Origin of the sequence: Pseudomonas sp. GV085 (genome assembly GCF_003050925.1) — a bacterium.
Classification (GTDB): domain Bacteria; phylum Pseudomonadota; class Gammaproteobacteria; order Pseudomonadales; family Pseudomonadaceae; genus Aquipseudomonas.
On sequence record NZ_QAOV01000002.1, the window covers coordinates 533,915 to 552,617 of the forward strand.

The 18,703-nt window shown below is 61.1% G+C and carries 20 protein-coding genes; 10 read left to right on the top strand and 10 right to left on the bottom strand.

The genetic code is table 11. The features are described from left to right. Positions 1–184 precede the first annotated feature (184 nt). Positions 185–1,045: a LysR family transcriptional regulator gene (locus C8K63_RS06230; protein ID WP_108215895.1), complete on the bottom strand. Its 861-nt coding sequence runs from the start codon at positions 1,043–1,045 to the stop codon at positions 185–187. A 113-nt stretch (positions 1,046–1,158) separates the two neighbouring features. On the opposite strand from C8K63_RS06230, the gene C8K63_RS06235 reads away from it, so the two are divergent. After that, positions 1,159–1,584 (top strand): VOC family protein, encoded by a 426-nt coding sequence (locus C8K63_RS06235; RefSeq protein WP_108215896.1) that lies wholly within the window; start codon positions 1,159–1,161, stop codon positions 1,582–1,584. A gap of 138 nt (positions 1,585–1,722) precedes the next feature. Here the strand turns inward: C8K63_RS06235 and C8K63_RS06240 are convergent, their stop codons facing one another. The 5 genes from C8K63_RS06240 to C8K63_RS06260 form a co-directional block, all read right to left on the bottom strand. After that, the gene (locus C8K63_RS06240) at positions 1,723–2,304 is read right to left on the bottom strand and encodes a GGDEF domain-containing protein (protein WP_108215897.1); all 582 of its coding nucleotides are present in this window, start codon (positions 2,302–2,304) and stop codon (positions 1,723–1,725) included. Positions 2,305–2,377: 73 nt separating this feature from the next. Continuing rightward, entirely contained in the window at positions 2,378–2,959 is a 582-nt protein-coding gene (locus C8K63_RS06245; protein ID WP_108215898.1) for a hypothetical protein, read from the bottom strand. A 1-nt stretch (position 2,960) separates the two neighbouring features. Further along, positions 2,961–5,129, bottom strand: a complete 2,169-nt coding sequence (locus tag C8K63_RS06250) for a xanthine dehydrogenase family protein molybdopterin-binding subunit (RefSeq protein WP_108215899.1) — start codon at positions 5,127–5,129, stop codon at positions 2,961–2,963. Positions 5,130–5,136: 7 nt separating this feature from the next. Beyond that, positions 5,137–5,592 carry a (2Fe-2S)-binding protein gene (locus tag C8K63_RS06255; RefSeq protein ID WP_108215900.1) on the bottom strand — a complete coding sequence of 152 codons (456 nt, stop codon included), beginning with the start codon at positions 5,590–5,592 and terminating at the stop codon, positions 5,137–5,139. A gap of 171 nt (positions 5,593–5,763) precedes the next feature. Continuing rightward, on the bottom strand, positions 5,764–6,918 hold the full coding sequence (locus tag C8K63_RS06260; RefSeq protein ID WP_108215901.1) for an NnrS family protein: 1,155 nt from the start codon (positions 6,916–6,918) through the stop codon (positions 5,764–5,766). A 340-nt stretch (positions 6,919–7,258) separates the two neighbouring features. On the opposite strand from C8K63_RS06260, the gene C8K63_RS06265 reads away from it, so the two are divergent. Next, positions 7,259–7,762, top strand: coding sequence for a VOC family protein (locus tag C8K63_RS06265; protein ID WP_108215902.1), 504 nt, complete (start codon positions 7,259–7,261; stop codon positions 7,760–7,762). A gap of 33 nt (positions 7,763–7,795) precedes the next feature. Then, positions 7,796–8,629: an AraC family transcriptional regulator gene (locus tag C8K63_RS06270; RefSeq protein WP_108215903.1), complete on the top strand. Its 834-nt coding sequence runs from the start codon at positions 7,796–7,798 to the stop codon at positions 8,627–8,629. A 226-nt stretch (positions 8,630–8,855) separates the two neighbouring features. On the opposite strand, the gene C8K63_RS06275 is transcribed toward C8K63_RS06270, so the two are convergent. Both C8K63_RS06275 and C8K63_RS06280 read right to left on the bottom strand, forming a co-directional pair. Continuing rightward, entirely contained in the window at positions 8,856–9,443 is a 588-nt protein-coding gene (locus tag C8K63_RS06275) for a LysE family translocator (protein WP_108215904.1), read from the bottom strand. 102 nt (positions 9,444–9,545) lie between these two features. Then, the gene (locus tag C8K63_RS06280; protein WP_108215905.1) at positions 9,546–10,877 is read right to left on the bottom strand and encodes a PLP-dependent aminotransferase family protein; all 1,332 of its coding nucleotides are present in this window, start codon (positions 10,875–10,877) and stop codon (positions 9,546–9,548) included. An 89-nt stretch (positions 10,878–10,966) separates the two neighbouring features. Between C8K63_RS06280 and C8K63_RS06285 the strand changes: the two genes are divergently transcribed. Further along, complete coding sequence (locus tag C8K63_RS06285; RefSeq protein WP_108215906.1) at positions 10,967–11,863, top strand: DMT family transporter; 897 nt, start codon at positions 10,967–10,969, stop codon at positions 11,861–11,863. A 115-nt stretch (positions 11,864–11,978) separates the two neighbouring features. On the opposite strand, the gene merR is transcribed toward C8K63_RS06285, so the two are convergent. Further along, on the bottom strand, positions 11,979–12,368 hold the full coding sequence (gene merR / locus C8K63_RS06290; protein WP_371920728.1) for an Hg(II)-responsive transcriptional regulator: 390 nt from the start codon (positions 12,366–12,368) through the stop codon (positions 11,979–11,981). Between the two features lie 149 nt (positions 12,369–12,517). Between merR and C8K63_RS30745 the strand changes: the two genes are divergently transcribed. From C8K63_RS30745 to C8K63_RS06315, 5 genes are all read left to right on the top strand, one after another. Continuing rightward, on the top strand, positions 12,518–12,784 hold the full coding sequence (locus tag C8K63_RS30745; protein ID WP_108215907.1) for a GDCCVxC domain-containing (seleno)protein: 267 nt from the start codon (positions 12,518–12,520) through the stop codon (positions 12,782–12,784). Positions 12,785–13,825: 1,041 nt separating this feature from the next. Further along, a complete protein-coding gene (locus C8K63_RS06300; RefSeq protein ID WP_108216088.1) occupies positions 13,826–14,908 on the top strand; it encodes a bifunctional transcriptional activator/DNA repair enzyme AdaA in 1,083 nt (360 codons plus the stop codon). Positions 14,909–14,942: 34 nt separating this feature from the next. Then, positions 14,943–15,755, top strand: coding sequence for an isocitrate lyase/phosphoenolpyruvate mutase family protein (locus tag C8K63_RS06305; RefSeq protein ID WP_108215908.1), 813 nt, complete (start codon positions 14,943–14,945; stop codon positions 15,753–15,755). Between the two features lie 4 nt (positions 15,756–15,759). After that, positions 15,760–16,377 (top strand): DNA-3-methyladenine glycosylase, encoded by a 618-nt coding sequence (locus C8K63_RS06310; RefSeq protein ID WP_108215909.1) that lies wholly within the window; start codon positions 15,760–15,762, stop codon positions 16,375–16,377. A 144-nt stretch (positions 16,378–16,521) separates the two neighbouring features. Further along, a complete protein-coding gene (locus C8K63_RS06315; protein WP_108215910.1) occupies positions 16,522–17,010 on the top strand; it encodes a GFA family protein in 489 nt (162 codons plus the stop codon). 49 nt (positions 17,011–17,059) lie between these two features. On the opposite strand, the gene C8K63_RS06320 is transcribed toward C8K63_RS06315, so the two are convergent. Next, positions 17,060–17,668 (bottom strand): tRNA-(ms[2]io[6]A)-hydroxylase, encoded by a 609-nt coding sequence (locus tag C8K63_RS06320; RefSeq protein ID WP_007986374.1) that lies wholly within the window; start codon positions 17,666–17,668, stop codon positions 17,060–17,062. Positions 17,669–17,830: 162 nt separating this feature from the next. Between C8K63_RS06320 and C8K63_RS06325 the strand changes: the two genes are divergently transcribed. Next, a complete protein-coding gene (locus C8K63_RS06325; RefSeq protein WP_108215911.1) occupies positions 17,831–18,694 on the top strand; it encodes a universal stress protein in 864 nt (287 codons plus the stop codon). Positions 18,695–18,703: the final 9 nt, after the last annotated feature.

Consider the following 18,703-nt stretch of genomic DNA (forward strand, 5'->3'; position numbering starts at 1 on the left):
GCCAAAAAACCCGCCTCTTTTGGCGGGTTTTTTATGCCTGCGATTTCCCCGGGCGATGCAGCCCCCCTGTAGGAGCGAGCTTGCTCCGGGCGGCGTTCCGACGAAAAACCCGGGCACGCCGCGTTCATCCAGACTGCGCGCGTTATCGTTGACGACCTTCGCGAGCAAGCTCGCTCCTACAGGGTTAGTGTTGTGTCAGACATTGCGCAAACAACTGCTGAATCGGCTGCATTCGCTGGCTGTACCGCTGCAACAACACAATCTCCCGATAGAACGTCAACTCGCCCAAGGGGATGACTCGCACCCTGGCCCCGTGCTCAAGCCACAACCCGGCTTCGGGCAATAGCGAAACCCCCAACCCACATTCGACCATTTTCACGATGGCCTCCAGTTCATCCAGCTCCAGCGCCACCTGCACCTCAATCTTCTGTTCGCGCAGAAATCGCGTCACCAGCCGCCCGCCAAACGAATTGCGGTCGTAGCGCACATGCGGGTGCCGGGCGAGCAGTTGCAACGGATCATCACCGTCCAGATCCGCCGGTACGATGAGCACGAATGGCTCCCGGCGAATCACCTGCGCGGACAATTCCTTGGGCAACTCGAACGGCGGTTTGATCAGGATCGCCAGGTCCACTTCTCCGGTGTCCACCTGACTCAGCAGGTTCAGTGACACCCCGGGCACCAGCTTGGGCTCCAGCAAGGGCGCCTGTTGGCGCAAGCGCACCAGCGCCTGGGGCAGCAGCCCGGTCTGGGCGGTCGCCACCGCGCCGATTTTCAGTTCGCCACGGTACTCACTGACATCGTCACTGACGGCCATACGACTGAAGGTCTCGAGCATTTCCCTGGCCATCGGCAACGCACGCTGCCCCGCCGCGTTGAGCAGCGCCTGACGCCCGGTGCGGTCGAACAGACGGATGCCAAGGGCCTGTTCCAGGTTGCGAATCTGCGCGCTGACCGCCGATTGCGTCAAGCCGATGTGCATGCCCGCAGCGGCAAACGTGCCGTAACGCGCCACCGCGATAAAGGTTTTCAGTTCTCGCAGCATGGCGGCCTCGATTGATCGAAATTATTTGAGCTCGACGCAAAAATTATCGTCTTTCAATCAAAAAGCACAGAGCTAAACTCGACACGTCCACACCCACCAACGAGGTTCGCCTGATGCAACTGTCCCCTTTTCACTTGGCCATCCCGGTCCACGACTTGCCGGCCGCCCGACATTTCTATGGTTCAGTGTTTGGTCTGGAAGAAGGTCGCTCCAGCGACCATTGGGTGGATTTCAATTTCTTCGGCCATCAACTGGTGATTCACCTGGCACCGAAAACCCCTGCGCAAGTAGCCGCGCACACCAATGCCGTGGATGGTCACGATGTGCCAGTGCCGCATTTTGGCGTGGTGCTCGGGATGGCGGAATGGGAGGCGCTGGCCGAGCGGCTGAAGTCATTGCAGACACGCTTCGTGATCGAACCGGGAATCCGTTTTCAGGGGTTGGTGGGCGAACAGGCGACGATGTTTCTGTTTGATCCATGCGGGAATGCACTGGAGTTCAAGGCGTTCAAGGACATTGGGCAGTTGTTTGCCAAGTGAGGATATGCGGTGCCTGTCAGGCCGCCTTCGCGGGCAAGCCCGCCCCTACAATGGCCGGCGTTGTTCGCAAATTGCCGGTTCACTATAAAACCCTGTAGGAGCGAGCCTGCTCGCGATGAGGCCCGCCAACACAACTGCCTAACGGCTCATCACCCGCTCGGCCTCACCCAGCAGCTCCTCGACCGAGTCATGAACAACGGGATCATATTCAACCTGGGTAACACTGAACCGAATGTCATAACTGCGATGGGCCGCGGCATTGCGCTCATCGAGAATCTCATTGAGCCGGGCCTTGATCGCCTCAATCTCCACGACGCTGGAACCGGTCAGCAACGCCACGAACCGGTCGCCTTCGAGTCGGCCGACCACATCGCTTTCACGAAAACCAATACGCAGGACATCGGCGAATGTCTTGAGCGCATCGTCTCCTTTGGTCCGGCCATACAGATAGCAGATGTGTTTGAATTCATCGAGGGTGAAGTACAGCAGCGTCGCCGGCGTCTCCAGCTCCCGGCAGGCGTCCAGCCCAAGTTGGGCCAGTGCGGTGAAGCCATGGCGATTGGAGAGCAGCGTCAGCTCGTCCATGCTCGCCATCTGCACCCCCGCCAGCTCTTGCTCGGCCTGACGCGCCAGATCCCGCAGCCGTTCACGTTCCTGCTGTGGCGTGAGCAACGGGTTTGCGGATCGACCCGATTTGCCCGCTTTACCTGAAATCAACATCGTTCACTCCTTGGCGGGTATGCACATTAGAGTCGCCCATACCCGCATTGACTCCCTGTTAGTGTGCCACTGGTCAGCTACCCGCCACAGGGCACGGCCCTCCTGCATCGGCCCAGCGCTTGAACCGGGTGACGAAGATATCGTGTGGTACCGGCACCGGCGCGCGATTGCCGCCCGGATTCCAGCCCCACAGCACCAGTTTGTCGTCGCTGACGTGTTTGATCAGCGCGGCGAAATCCCGATCGCCATTGCTGGAGCGATCCTTGATCATCGCGCACAGCCGGTCGGCCGGCAGGCCAATCCAGGCCATCCGCTGTGCTGCCGGCGGCAGGCTCCAGTGTGGCGCCCCTTGCGGCGCGTGCGGACCGTAACTGGCTGGCGGATTGCTTTGGGCATGGCACGTTGCACAGGGCAACCCGGCCGAGCCCTTGCCGTCCATGCCGCGCACGACATTCATCGCGTGGGGCACGCCGGCATCGAATTGCAGCGGCGAATCACCGGGAATGTGGCAGTTCTGGCAACGCGGGCTCTGGAAGACTTTCTGCACGGTGTCGAACGCCTGCAAGGCCTCGCGGTCTTCGGCGAACACGTGCGATGCGTAGGCGATGAGACAGATCAGGATCACCGTCCCAAGCAACCAATGATGTCGTTTCATCTCACACCCCCGACAGCTGCAACGGCAGTTCCCGCAGGCGCTGCCCGGTCAGGGCAAACACCGCGTTGGCCACCGCCGGTGCCGTGGGAGGCACACCGGCTTCGCCGATACCGCCGGGTTTGTCGCTGCTGGGCACGATATGCACTTCAACCACCGGCATTTCGTTGAGCCGCAGCACCTGATAGTCGTGATAGTTGGACTGCACCACCTGCCCGTCCTTGAGCGTCAGTTTGCTGTGCAAGGCGAAGCTCAGGCCAAAGGTGATACACGACTCCATCTGCGCAGCGATGCTCTGCGGGTTGACCGCAATGCCGCAGTCCACCGCACACACCACCCGGTGCACGCGAATGGCGAGGTTGTCCTGGGACACCTCGGCCACCTGGGCCACGTAACTGCCGAACGATTCATGCACCGCCACGCCCAGCGCATGGCCGTCCGGCAGCGGCGCCGTCCAGTTGGCCTTCTCCACCGCGAGGTTCAGCACACCGAGGTGACGCGGATGGTCCCTGAGCAAGGTGCGTCGATATTCCACCGGATCCTTGCCGGCCGCCGTGGCCAGCTCATCGATCAGCGATTCCATGACAAACGCGGTATGGGTGTGCCCCACCGAACGCAGCCACAACACGCTGATCCCGGTTTTCGGTGAGTGCAGTTCGATCTGGTGATTGGTCAGGCCTTCAAAGTAAGGGCTATCGGCCACGCCTTCGACGGAGGTCTTGTCGATCCCGTCCTTGACCATGCTCGCTTCAAGGGAAGTCCCGGCCATGATCGACTGCCCGACCAGCACATGTTTCCAGGCCAGCGGCAGGCCGTCGGCATCCAGCCCGATGCGCGCATGGTGCAGGAACGCCGAGCGGTAATAGCCACCGCGGATGTCATCTTCCCGCGCCCAAACGGTTTTCACCGGTGCACCGGCGGCCTTGGCGACGTACACCGCTTCGCTGACGAAGTCCGAGGTCGGATTGGCCCGACGCCCGAAGCCGCCACCGAGAAACTCGGTATGGATTTCGACCTGCTCGGGTTTGAGCCCGGTGATTTTCCCGGCGACCATTTGGTCCAGGGTCTGGAACTGGGTGCCGGTCCAGATTTCGCACTTGTCCTTGGTGACGCTCACCGTGCAGTTCAGTGGCTCCATCGGCGCGTGGGCCAGATAAGGCACGCTGTATTCAGCATCAATCGTCTTGGCCGCTTTCGCCAGCGCAGCCTGGGTATCGCCGGCCTGACCGGCGTTCAGGCCGGGGGTGGCAGCAAGTTTGCGAAAGCTTTCCAGCAGCGCCTGGCTATTGAGCCCGGCATTCGGCCCCGGGTTCCACTCGATTTTCAGCGCATCGCGCCCCAGCTTCGCCGCCCAGAAATGATCGGCGATCACCGCGATGCCCGTCGGCACTTGCACCACTTTGTGCACCCCCGGAATCGCCAGCGCGTCGGCGCCTTCAAAGGATTTGACGCTGCCGCCGAAGGTGGGTGAACGGGCGACCATCGCAGTCATCAGCCCGTCGAACTGCACGTCCATGCCGAATTTCGCCCGGCCAGTGATTTTCTCCGGCGTGTCCAGACGCTGGGTGGGTTTACCGATCAGCCGCCAGTCTTTGGCGTCCTTGAGTTTGATCGAGGCCGGGTCCGGCCGTGGCAATTGCCCGGCGTCATCGGCCAACTCGCCATAAGTTGCACGATGCTCACCGGCAATGACTACGCCCGATTCGGTATGAATCTCGGATGGAGCGACGTTGAAACGCTTGGCCGCCGCGTCGATCAGCATCAAACGTGCCGCCGCGCCGGCCTGGCGATAGCGGTCGAACTCCATCCAGGTCGAGGTCGAACCACCGGTGATCTGCATCCCGCCAAACCCGGGCATGCCGTATTCGGCGGCCGATGCCGGGGAATGCTCGACGCGGATTTTCGACCAGTCGGCGTCGAGTTCTTCGGCGACCAGCATGGTCAGGCCGGTCCAGATGCCCTGGCCCATTTCCGAATGGCCGAGCAACACGGTGACGCTGTTGTCATTGCCAATGCGCAGGAAGGCGTTGGGCGCAAACACATTGCCCTGGTTCTCTGCGCCCATGGCGAACCGATGAGCGCCAGGAATGACAAAGGCGACCACCAGTCCACTACCCAGCAACGCACCGCCCTTGAGAAAACCACGGCGCGATAACGCGTTGATGCTGTTCATGGCCACCTCAACCCAGCTCGGCGGCGCGCTTGACCGCCGCGCGAATCCGCGGGTAAGTACCGCAGCGGCAGATGTTGCCGGACAACGCCTGATCGATGTCGCTGTCGGTCGGTTGCGCAATTTTCGCCAGCAACGCCGCCGCCGACATGATCTGCCCGGACTGGCAGTAACCGCACTGGACCACGTCAAGCTCCGCCCAGGCCTGTTGCACCGGGTGCGAACCGTCCGCGGACAGGCCTTCGATGGTTAGAATCTTCTGTCCATGAGCCACGGCGGTGGCCGGTGTGATGCAGGAGCGTAGCGGAGCGCCATCGACGTGCACGGTGCAGGCCCCGCATTGGGCTATGCCACAACCGAATTTGGTGCCGGTGAGGTGGGCGACATCACGCAAGACCCAGAGCAGCGGCATGTCGGCGGGGACATCCAGCTCCTGATCCTGGCCATTGATGTTCAGGGTCAGCATGGCGCAATTCCTCAGACTCAGTGTGATCTGAAGGGGCGTCGCCGCGGCCTTGTACAACCTGCGCACGCCTCGGGTTATCCCTTCAGCTAAGCGCAGATTTGCCGGCAGACCGTGGCGCATCGACCACCGGTCATCAAAAGGCCGCCTCGATGGGCGGCCAGGAAACATTCGCTAGAGCCTTGGCCCCATTAAAATGCCGGTGTAGCGCCAGACAAAAACTGCAAAGGCGCTACACCACAACAGTGCCGACAGCGCCAATCCGAAACCGGAAAAAGGCACCAGCCATACCCGACACGCACTCGCCAGCAACAACAGGACAAACCCCGCAACGATCGCCCTGGACGGCTGCAACATTCGCCCGGTATGCCCCAGGCTAACCCGCGCGATCATCGCCAGAATCAACCCGCCGATACCGCCGACGGCCAGCGAATGGGTGGCCAGGCTTTGCTGCGGCATCCAGCCCAGGTGCCACAGCGCCATCGCCAGCGTCGCCACCGCGAGCCAGGCGTAAGCCAGGTACAGCGACCACAGCAGCGGCACGCGCCACAGGCCACGATCATGCCAGCGCCACAATCGCAGCAGATGCAAACCGCTGATCAACGCAAACAACAGCGCCAGCCACACACGGGCGACGTCGTTCAATCCGAGGGCAAAGGACACCGCCGCCAACATGGCGCTGACCAACAACACCTTGCCCGGCAACGAATGGGCCGCAGGCGTTGCGGGCCGGTTCAGGCCGCGCTGAATGAAGAACGGGATCACCCGCCCGCCGATCACGCTCATCAGCGCGCCCACCAGCCACAAGGCAGCCAGCACGCCATGGCGTTGCAGATTGGCGTCATCGACGGCGATCCCCAACAACGTGAGCGTCTGGCACCCGGCCAGCAGCGTCACCATCAACAGAATCGGATAATTCTCGCGCTTGCCCGCGGCCAGCAGATCGCGCCCCAACACCCACGCCAACAACGGCAGAAACGGAACTTGCAAGGCCAGCAGCAAGGGCGCCGGCACGGGCAACCACCAGGCCAGCCGCGCCAGCAGCCACACCAGCACCAGGCCGATCAGCGGCCAGCCCTTGAGCCCCGGCCGGCCGGTCCAGTTGGGCACCGCGGTCAGGAGGAACCCGGCAATGATGGCCGAGGCAAATCCGAAAGGCATTTCATGTCGATGCCAAGCGAGCATACCGCCCAGCGGTTGCGCACCGGGCAAGCGGCCGTACAACCACAAGGCCCAGATCGCTACGGCGATGGCGGCGAAACCGGCCCCGACCAGAAAGAACGGTCGAAAGCCCAGACTGAAAACCGGTGCAACGGCAAACCGGCGCATCAAGCCACCACTCGGGCCGGGACTTGGCTCGACAGATGAAGAACGTTCTGAGGGTTGCTGAAGAAATTGAACATTTTGCGTACTCCTGAAGGCGTTCAGTTGTGCGTTTATCTGTTCAAGTCCCGTGCCAGCTCTTTACCCCTTCAGATCCAGGCGTTCGCGCTCATACGAGTCATAAAGACTCGACACGCAAATAGTCTGTTTGACTCAACACAAAGTCATTTCGACTACACCTTCGCGACCCTGCGGCAATTTTCTCGATCTACGGTACGGCCGAACGACCAGAGGCTGACTACGCTGAAAGTCCGGGACATGCGCAATCTGCAGAGGAGTTTGCACCATGCAACACGTACAAAAACTCACACCCTGCCTGTGGTTCGACGATCAGGCCGAAGAGGCAGCGAAATTCTATTGTTCGATCTTCGACCATTCGAAAATCACTGCCGTCACCTACTATGGCCATGCCGGTTTCGAGCTCCATGGCCGGCCGGAAGGTTCGGTCATGACCGTCAGCTTCGAACTCGACGGGCAGAGTTTCACCGGTCTCAACGGCGGGCCGTTATTCAAGTTCAGTGAGGCGGTGTCGTTTCAGGTCAATTGCCTGACCCAGGAAGAAGTCGACCATTACTGGGGCAACCTGTCGGCCGGTGGCGCGCCCGAGGCCCAGCAATGCGGTTGGCTCAAGGACAAGTTCGGGCTGTCATGGCAGATCGTGCCCATGGCGATGATGGACATGATCAAAGACCCCGACACGAAAAAATCCCAACGGGCCATGCAGGCGATGATGCAGATGAAAAAACTCGATATTGCGGCATTGCAGCGCGCCTTTGACGGCGAGAGCTAATACACTCGGGCGCTGACCTGCCGAGGAGTGAGCATGAAGCACGCCGTTGCCAAGAACGCCGACCAGGCCCCGCGCTTCTGGCGCGATGACGCCCTGCCCTTCATCGAAGCCCGCTCCATCGCCGACGGGCGCGAAGTCTGCTACACCCGGCACGCCCACGAGCACTTTTCCATCGGGGCGATCACCGCCGGGCGCAGCACCTATCTCCATGAGCAGTCAGCCTTCGAGATCAGCGTCGGCACGGTCGTGCTGATGAACCCCGGCGACGTCCACGCCTGCAACCCGATCGAAGACCAACCCTGGTCGTACCTGATGCTGTACGTCGACACACCTTGGCTGGCCGATTTGCAGCATCAGCTCGGGTTCAGCGATGACGCTGCGTTTCGCCGTTTCTCGGTCACCCATACGCGGGACACCGACCTGTTTGCCGGCCTCGCGGGCCTGTATGAAGTGTTGGTCGATCCGCAGCACGATGTCTTATGCAAGCACGGCGCGGCCGTGGAGTTTTTCACTGATGTGCAGCAGCGATTGAACCCGATCGACCCACCGCTGCGTGAACCCAATTTCAAGCTGGAGCGTGCTGCCGATTACATCCGCGAGCACTGCACGCAAACCCTCAAGCTCGAAGACATCTGCGAGGCGGCGCAACTGTCACCGTCCTACCTGATCCGCGCCTTCAAACAGCATTACGGCATGACGCCCCACGCGTTCCTGGTAAACCGGCGCATCCAGTTCGCCCAGGACCAATTGCGCAACGGCAAGCTGATTGCAAACGTGGCACTGGAAGCGGGGTTCGCCGATCAGGCGCACTTTCAACGGGCGTTTAAACAGCATCTGGCGGCGACACCGGGGCAGTATCGGGGGTGAGGCACTGGCTGAGTCTGTGGCCTGACTGAATCTGTGGCTTGGTTGAGTCTGTGGCTTGGTTGAGACTGTGGCGAGGGAGCTTGCTCCCGCTGGGCGGCGAAGCCGTCGCAAAACCTGCATGCAAGATTTATCTGAAGGAAAGCGGGGGCCGCTTCGCAGCCCAGCGGGAGCAAGCTCCCTCGCCACAAAAGCTGTAACTTCGCCACAGAATTTGTAGTGACCGCCGTTACGGCAACAACAGATACACCGCACTCACCACCAGCAACAACGCCATCAGCCGATTGAACAGACGCATCCCCGCCGCATTGTTCAGAAAACCGCGCAAAAACGTCCCGGCGTACGCCCAGCAACCGACCGACACATAGCAGATCACCAGATAAATCGCCGCGAACTGCCACACCAGCCGCGCCTCGCCATCGGCGACAAACGCGCCCATGCCGGCCACACAGGCCAGCCAGGCCTTCGGGTTGAGCCATTGCATGATGGCGCCATACAGCATCGACGGGGCCTGCGCCGCTTCCCTGGCATGCACCTGCCCGTTGTCAGCCGCCAGCCTGAAGGCCATGTACAGCAGAAAGGCCACGCCCGCCCATTGCACCCCCTGTGTCAGCGCCGGCCAGCGTTGCAACAACTCATGCAGGCCCAACCCCATCAGCACCAACAGCAAGACAAACCCCAGCGTGGCCCCGGCCACATGGCGCTGGCTGGCCCGAAAGCCAAAGCGCGCGCCGGAGCTCAACGCCACAATATTGACCGGCCCCGGCGTGATCGAGGCGACCAGCGCAAACGCCGCCATGGACATCATCAGACTCATTGCACACCTTCTTCCATCGAGTTGAACAAGGTCCTCAAGGTAAAGAGCCGAGCGGCTCGCGTATTGAAGAAAACTGCCCTGTATCGCTATGACCCTATATCGCTATGAGTAATAACCCACGACGCTTTTCACTTTGCTCAATGCAATACGCAGCGAGTCCATGTCCACGGAGCCCAATGCCAGGCGTATCGCGTGGGGCACATGGGTTGATATCGCAAAGGGCTCGGCCGGCGACACCGACACCTGCTCGCGCATCAGCGCCATGGCGATCTGGTCGGCCCGGGCGTCATCCGCCAACGGCAGCCAGATGAAGTAGGAATTCGGGTGACCGATGGTCCTGAGCCCCGCCAACACCTCGCGGGCCAGGGCTTGCCTGGCCTGGGCATCCGCTCGTTTTTGCGCCTCAAGCTGGCTGACGGTGCCATCGTCGAGCCAGGCCGTGGCGATGGCGGTCATCACACCGGGAGTGTTCCAGGTGGTCGCCATGACGGTGCGCTCGAAGGCGACGATCCATTGCGCGGGTGCGGCAATGAACCCGACGCGCAGCCCGGTGGCGACATTTTTCGACAGTCCCGACACGTACACCGTCCGCTCAGGCGCCAGCTCGGCCAGCGGTGGCGGTACGTTTTCGGCCAGGAACGCGTAGGCGGCGTCCTCGATGATCGTCAGGTCATGCCGGCGCGCGATCGCCACCAACTGCTCGCGCTGATCGAGGTCCATCACCCAGCCCAGCGGGTTATGCAAGGTCGGCATCGAGTAGACGGCTCGCACCGATCGGCTGCGGCAGAGTTTTTCCAGGGCGGGCAGATCAGGCCCGGTATCGGTGACCGGAATCGGCAAGATTTCCAGATGCAGGGTTTCGGCCAGCGTCTTGAAACCGGGATAGGTCAGCGCATCGGCGGCGATCACATCGCCGGGTTTGAGCAGCGTCATCATCGCCACCGCCAGGCCATGCTGGGCGCCGCTGACGATCAACACCTGCTCAGCCGGCACGCACAGCCCGCGCTCAAGCAGATGACGCGCGACCGAAGCCCGCTCATGCAGGCGCCCCGCGTGGGGCTGATAACGCAGGAGGGATTCCAGGTCACCGGACAACGCCAACTGACGCAAGGCAGTGCGCAACAGGTCGGCCTGACCGGGCAATGACGGATAGTTGAAATTCAAGTCGATCATCCCCGCCGCCACCACGTGCTGCGAGATGCCTTGCCCCGGCGGCAGCGAGGTTTCCCTGACAAAGGTCCCGCGACCGGTTTCGCCGCTGACCAGCCCCATGCCTTCCAGCTCGGCATACACCCGGCTGGCGGTGACCAGCGCCAAACCGTGCTCGGTGGCCAGTTGCCGGTGAGTCGGCAGGCGCGTGCCGGGCGGCAGACGCCCGGAACGGATGTCGGCGGCAAAGGCATCCACCAGGGTTTTGTAGCGGGATCGAGGCATGTCGAGATGTATCCATGACAATTTTTTGATTGTATCGATAGTCGCTCATAGGATGAGTTTCGTGCAATCAGACAATGAGCGTGAGCCAAATGGAACGGACCTCGAACCTGCAACACCAGACGCTGGAAAACAGCACCGGCGGCTGGATCAACGGCCTGATCGGCGTGGTGATTTTCAGCGGTTCGCTGCCGGCGACACGGGTGGCGGTGCTGGAGTTCGATCCGCTGTTCCTGACGGTCGCGCGCGCGACCATCGCGGCGGTCCTGGCGCTGTGCCTGCTGGGGTTATTCAAGGAAAAACGGCCGGCGCGCCAGCAACTCATACCGCTGCTCATCGTTGCCATGGGCGTGGTCATCGGCTTCCCACTGCTGACAGCGCTGGCACTGCAATACGTGACGTCCGCGCACTCCATCGTCTTCGTCGGCCTGCTGCCCCTGGCGACGGCGGTGTTCGGCGTCCTGCGCGGCGGCGAGCGGCCACGGGCGGCGTTCTGGATTTTCTCGGTGCTGGGCAGTTTGCTGGTGGTCGGGTTTGCCCTGTCCCAAGGACTGACCGCCTCCCCGCAAGGCGACATTCTGATGCTGCTGGCCATCCTCGCCTGCGGCCTGGGTTATGCCGAAGGCGCGAAGCTGTCGCGCACGCTGGGTGGCTGGCAGGTGATTTCCTGGGCGCTGGTGCTGTCGCTGCCGGTCGTGGCGGCGCTGAGCTGGATGCGCATGCCGGCTTCGTTCACCGGCATCAGCGCGCCGGCCTGGTTCAGCCTGGCTTACGTCTCGCTGTTCAGCATGCTGATCGGTTTCGTGTTCTGGTATCGCGGACTGGCCCAAGGGGGCATCGCCGCCGTTGGGCAATTGCAGCTGCTTCAGCCGTTTTTTGGGCTTTCCCTGGCCGCCACCCTGCTGCATGAGCATGTCAGCCTCGGCATGCTGGGCGTCACCGTTGCCGTGATCCTCTGCGTCGCCGGGGCGAAAAAATTCGCCAAATAGCCCGGTGTACGGTGGTTTACGCCGATGACTGTGCGGGACTGACCACCGCTGAACCGTGATAACAACGGCACGGATTGCCGGCCTGACGCCCATGCAGCGGCCCCGCAACCAAACATCATTCCCTGTTCAGCGCATCGATGATAGGGCAAGCGGCTCCGCCGCCGGCATCGCATTGGCGCACCAGTTCGCCCAGCACCTGCTGCATTGCTGCAAGGTTGGCCATCTTTTTCTCGATCATGGCCAGCTTTCGCACGGCCAATGCCCGAGTCTCGCTACAAGCGCAGGCCGCATCCAGTGTCAGCAGTGCACCCACCTCATCCAGTGTGAATCCCAGCGCCTGTGCCCGCTTGATAAAGCGCAGCCGTTTGACCTGCTCCGGTAGATAGTACCGATAACCAGCGAGCGGCTTTGGCGGCTCATCCAGCAAGCCGCGTCGCTGGTAATAGCGAATAGTCTCGATGTTCACTCCGGCAGCTTCCGCCAATTTGCCGATACTCATTCCCATCGCTATCACACGCTCCTTGATTCTGTACCTAGGTACGGAGTGTAGAGTGACTCTAGGTTAGACCGATTCAATGGAGATGACGATGGTTCAACAAATCGGCAAGGGGACGAATGCGGGCGATCCCTCCACCGTGCACAAATGAGGCCGCCATGAGAGCCATCATCCTCGAATCCGTGTTGACCTGCCCGCATTGCAATTTCGCCAAACAGGAAGCCATGCCCACAGATGCCTGTCAGTTTTTCTATGAATGTGGCAATTGCAGGACTCTGCCACGCCCAAATCCCGGTGACTGCTGCGTGCTCTGCTCGTTTGGTTCGATGAAGTGCCCGCCGATCCAGGAGCGGCGCGGATGCTGTGGCATCGGGATGGATGCTCCCCCACATCTGGGAAAGCCCATTTTTTGGGGGGAGATTTAGGGTCAGCTTTCGTCTGGAGGAAGTAGCGTGGAACGCAGCGCTAAAGGCCCAGGGCTTGTAGCCAGCGTCCTTCACTCAAATGGCGCGATTATTGCTTTATTGCTCATACGAGCTCCCAATTTACCAGGCACCCATGTAAACACAGCGGTTATGGGAGGTGTGTCATGTGGAATCAACCCCTGATGCTTATGGCGATCTACCTTACGATCACCCTCAGCATCGGCTGGTTGTGGTCCATTGCTATCCTGTATTGGCTTTGATCCAGGGGAAAATTGAATCACTACCTGATTTTATAAACACAAATGACTGGCAGCTTCACGCTGTGAAGAAGTCAGTCAACCAGAATCGAGGTTCGAGGTTCGAGGTTCTCGAGGAGCGACTGTTTTACTCGTTCAACCTTGAAGATCACATCCCCGCCAATCACCTTCTGCGCAGCATTGTGTAGTGGACATCTGACACCTCGGTCTGGCGAGCATTCTCGCCTATATGAATTTCCGGTTTCATCAGACCACTTCACCCATCGAAGGGATGACAGGTGTAGACATAAACAGCAAGATTTTTACTGTATTAATAAACATATTGCATGAAATACATGTTTCGTGTAAGTAAAAAGTGCCTTGGCGGGACTTGCAGGGAGCATCTGCAGGGACCGCGACCGGGCTGGATGATGATGCATCAGCCCGGTCGCTCTTTTCACTTCGGTGCCGAGACTGCTTTGGCGCAGGCTCCACAGGCCGCCAGAGCATTCAGTCCTTGGTCGGCGCCATTGGCGACGATGCGAAACCTGGGGGTCATGGAATTTTTCCAAAAAAAACCCGCACAAGGCGGGTATGAAAGTAAGGAGCTTGAGTTATCAAGCGGCACGAGTGTAGACCATCAATCCCATAGCGTGTCCTGTTCCTGTGCTGCAGCGGCTTCGGTGCCGCTGATGGCTCGTCGCGCCTGAGGGATTTGTTTTTTTGTGGTCGTTTGCTTTGCGGTCCGAAATTCGCTGTCGATTTTCCGGTGGAGGCCACCCGTGACGCGATCTATGCTGCGCCCATGAACCTACAAAAAACGCTGCTTCCACCCCGTACCGAGATGGTTCGCGCCATGCTCGAGCGTGACACCTCCTACGAGGGCGTGTTCTTCACGGCGGTCAAGACCACAGGCATCTTCTGCCGCCCCGGTTGCACCGCCCGCAGCCCGAAGCCTGCAAACGTCGAGTTCTTTGCCAGCGCCGAACAGTGCCTGGCGGCGGGTTACCGCGCCTGCCTGCGCTGCAAGCCGATGGACACCGCCGCCAGCGCACCGGACTGGGTGCAGAAACTGTTCAAATCGGTAGACGCCGACCCGGAACAGCGCTGGAGCGACGCCCATCTGCTGACCGAAGGCATCGAACCGCTGAAACTGCGCCGCTGGTTCAAGCAGCATTTCGGCATGACCTTCCACGCGTGGCTGCGCGCCCGGCGCCTGGGCATGGCGCTGGGCGGGATCAAACAGGGCGACTCCATCGACGACGTAGCTTTCGATTCTGGCTACGAGTCCCTGAGCGGTTTTCGCGACGCCTTCCAGAAGTCGTTTCACATCACCCCGGGCCGCGCTGCCAACAGCGAGCCGCTGCTGTACACGCGCCTGACCACGCCGCTGGGGCCGATGATCGCCATGGCCGAACGGCGGGGGCTGGTACTGTTGGAGTTTCTCGATCAGGCATCGCTGAACCCTTCGGTCGAAGCGCTGCAAAACCGTTTCGGCTATGCCGTGGCGCCGGGGCACAACGTGCATTTGCAGCAGATCGAAGCGCAATTGTCCGCGTATTTCGCCGGCACACTCACCGAGTTCAGCGTTGCCCTGCACATGCCCGGCAGCGAATTCTCCCGCCGGGTCTGGGCCGAGCTGGCGAAGATCCCTTACGGCCGGACCACCACCTACGGCGCCATTGCGGCAAGGCTGGGCAAGCCCGGTGCCAGCCGCGCAGTGGGCCTGGCCAACGGGCATAACCGCTTATCGATTGTCGTGCCGTGCCACCGTGTGATCGGCGCCGATGGCTCGTTGACCGGCTACGCTGGAGGCCAGCCGCGCAAGGCGTTTTTGCTCAGGCTGGAGAACGCGGCGGTGCAGCTCACGGAGCAACTGGCGTTCTGATCCCCCACGTCTTTTTCAAAAGGAAGGAAGCTCGATGGACAGGCTCGACAATCAACTGCACCAACTGCATCACGAGGGTTTGCTGATCCTCACCAACGTCGCCGATGCCGCCGGGGCGCGGCTGGTGGAGCAACTGGGCAACAAGGCCGTGGCCACCAGCAGCGCGGCGGTGGCCTGGGTGCACGGCTATCCGGACGGCAACACCCTGCCCCTTGAGCGCCTGGTCTCGACCGTCGAGTCGATTGCCCGGGTCATTTCGGTGCCACTGACCGTGGACATCGAAGCCGGCTATTCCGATGACCTGGAACGGGTGGCACAGGTGGTTGACGCAGTCATCGCCGCCGGTGCGGTCGGGATCAACATCGAGGACGGTTCCTCGCCGCCGGAGTTGCTGGTACGCAAGATTGAAATCGCCCGCCAGGTGGCCGATCGACGCAATGTAAACCTGTTCATCAATGCGCGCACCGATGTCTACCTCCGGGGCCTGGTACCTGCCGAAGATCGCGTCGCCGAAACCCTCAGGCGCGCTACGCTGTATCAGGCGGCCGGTGCCAATGGTCTGTTTGCCGCCGGCGTTACCTCGGAGTACGAGATCAAGGCGCTGTGCCAGGGCACCTCGTTGCCACTGAATGTGCTGGGGTTCCCGGGCCTGCCGTCCCCCGAAGTGCTCGAGGCACTGGGCGTACGCCGTCTGACCGCCGGTTCGGGCATCGCCGAATTCCTCTACGGTGCCATGGCCGGCATAGCCAAAAGCTTTATGCAAACCGGCAAGTTCGATAGCCACGACCTGAAGGCTTTGACCTATGGCGAAGTGAACGCCCTGTTGAAACCGTTCGGGAAAGCCTGAGCCCATGGCCGACGGCTATCAGGCGGCCAGTGCGTTCCTGGCGGCCATCGATGACGACTGGCGCCGCCACATCGACGCCATCGGTCCGTGCCTGCACCAGCCGCATGCGGCGCGTGATCCGTATGAGTCGCTGGTGCGGGCGATTGCCTATCAGCAACTGCATGCCAAGGCCGGCGATGCGATTGTCGGCCGCTTGCTGGCGTTGTTCGGTTCGGATTCGTTTCCCAGGCCTGAACAGATCGTCGCGACAGATTTCGACCAACTGCGCAGTTGCGGCTTTTCCGCGAGCAAGATCGCGACCATTCAGGGCATCGCCCAGGCGTCGCTGGACGGCGTGGTACCGGATTACGCCACGGCGCTGGCCATGGACGATGAAGCGCTGATCGAACGCCTGATCACTCTGCGCGGTGTGGGCCGCTGGACCGTGGAGATGCTGCTGATCTACAGCCTGGAGCGACCGGATATCCTGCCGGCCGATGACTTTGGCGTGCGTGAGGGTTATCGCCGGCTCAAGGGCCTGGAGGTGCAGCCGACGCGCAAGCAAATGATCGAGATCGGCTCGGCGTGGAGCCCTTATCGGACGGTGGCGTCGTGGTATTTGTGGCGGGTGCCCGGGCGGTAGACCGCGTTATCGTTCTTCGCTGGCAAGCCAGCTCAGGTCTTATGTCGAACACAAAAACTGTGGGAGCCTGCTCGCGAAGGCGTCGGCACTGTTGGCACAAATATTCCAGGCTGCACGAGATCACTTCAGCCCAAGGAGAACAGCATGCAACTCGAAGGTTCCTGCCATTGCGGCGCGGTGTCGTTCAGTCTGACCAGCGCCCACCCCTACCCTTACCAGCGCTGCTACTGCTCGATCTGCCGCAAGACCCAGGGCGGTGGCGGTTATGCAATCAACCTCGGGGGCGATGCCGCCAGCCTCAAGGTTCGTGGGCGCAAGCACATCGCGATCTACCATGCACGGCTCAAGGAAGAAGGCGACAAACGCACCCACAGCAGCACCGCCGAGCGGCACTTCTGCTCAGTCTGCGGCTCGGGTCTGTGGTTGTTCAGCCCGGAGTGGCCGGAGTTGATTCACCCGTTCGCTTCGGCCATCGATACACCGCTGCCGGTGCCGCCGGAGCACACGCACCTGATGCTCGGCTCAAAAGCGCCGTGGGTGGAGGTTCAAGCGCAGCCAAGGGATAAACAGTTCGATGTGTACCCCGAAGAGTCCATCGCTCAATGGCATGAACGGCTGGGTTTGAGCCGTTAGCTTTTGTGTTGCTGATGGCCTCTTCGCGAGCAAAAACAACACCGAATAATCAGGCCGCTGCCGGTACGCCGCTATGAAAACGGAACTCCACGTCCGGCGATTCGATCAGTTCCTGCTCGGCGGCGCGGACCTTGTCGATCACCTGGGCGATGTCCTTGGCGTCCCCATATTGATAAGCCAGTTTCAGGTAACCCTGGAAATGCCGGGCCTCGCTCTTGAGCAGGCCGAAATAGAACTTGCCCAGTTCTTCGTCCAGATGCGGCACCAGCGCTTCGAAACGTTCGCAACTGCGGGCCTCGATGAACGCCCCCACCACCAATGTGTCCACCAGCTTCACCGGCTCGTGACTGCGTACCACCTTGCGCAGCCCCGACGCATAGCGCCCGGCGGACAGCTGGCGCAGTTCGATCTTGCGGCGTTTCATCAGGCGCATGACCTGTTCGTGGTGCACCAGCTCTTCCCGGGCCAGACGCGACATCATGTTGATCAGATCGACGTGGGAGTGATACTTGGCGATCAGGCTCAACGCGGTGCTGGCGGCCTTGAATTCGCAGTTCTTGTGGTCGATCAGCAGGGTTTCCTGATCGGCCAGCGCGGCCTGGATCCAGCCGTCGGGGGTGCGGCAGCCAAGGAACTCGTGAATTTCGGGAAGGATCATGGGGCTCACGGACAAATAGGTTCAAACGAAGGGCGCCGATTATACCGGCCTGCCCGCAGACCACCAGTCTGCCAACCGTTGATATGCATCAAGTCCCCGAATTGCAGACAGCAACTATAGTTGTGCAACGCCGTGCTTTTTTATTTTCAGGAGATCGCGCTCATGCAAGCCGTACGCAGCATTCTGGTGGTCATCGACCCCGAACACTCCGAAAGCCTGGCGCTCAAACGGGCGAAGTTGATCGCCGGTGTCACCCAGGCGCAGTTGCATCTGCTGGTGTGCGACCCCAAGCATGATCACAGCGGCATGCTTGGCGTGCTCAAGGCCGCTTTAGTGGAGGACGGTTACAACGTCACCACCGAACAGGCCTGGAACAAGAGCCTGCACGAAACCATCATCGATGTGCAGCAGGCGGAAGGTTGCGGCCTGGTGATCAAGCAACACTTTCCCGACAGCGCACTGAAAAAAGCCCTGCTGACACCCGAGGACTGGAAACTGCTGCGCCAATGCCCTTCCCCGGTACTGCTGGTAAAAACCGCTGGCTCATGGAAAGACAAAGTGATCCTGGCAGCCGTCGACGTCGGCAACACCGACCTCGAACACCGCCACCTGCACGACACCATCATCGATCATGGCTATGACATCGCCACCCTGGCCAAGGCCCACTTGCACGTAATCAGCGCCCACCCGTCGCCGATGCTGTCGTCGGCCGACCCGACGTTTCAACTCAGCGAAACCATCCAGGCGCGCTACCGCGAGCAATGCAAGTCGTTCCAGGCTGAATTCGACATTGACGATGATCACCTGCACATCGAGGAAGGCCCGGCGGACGTGCTGATTCCGTTCATGGCGCACAAGCTGCAGGCGGCAGTGACGGTGATCGGTACCGTGGCGCGTAGCGGGTTGTCAGGGGTGTTGATCGGTAATACGGCGGAAGTGGTGCTCGATTCGGTCGAGAGCGATGTGCTGGTGCTCAAGCCGATCGAAGTGGCGGATCACCTTGAGGAAATTGCCGGCAAGCATTGAGGACAGATC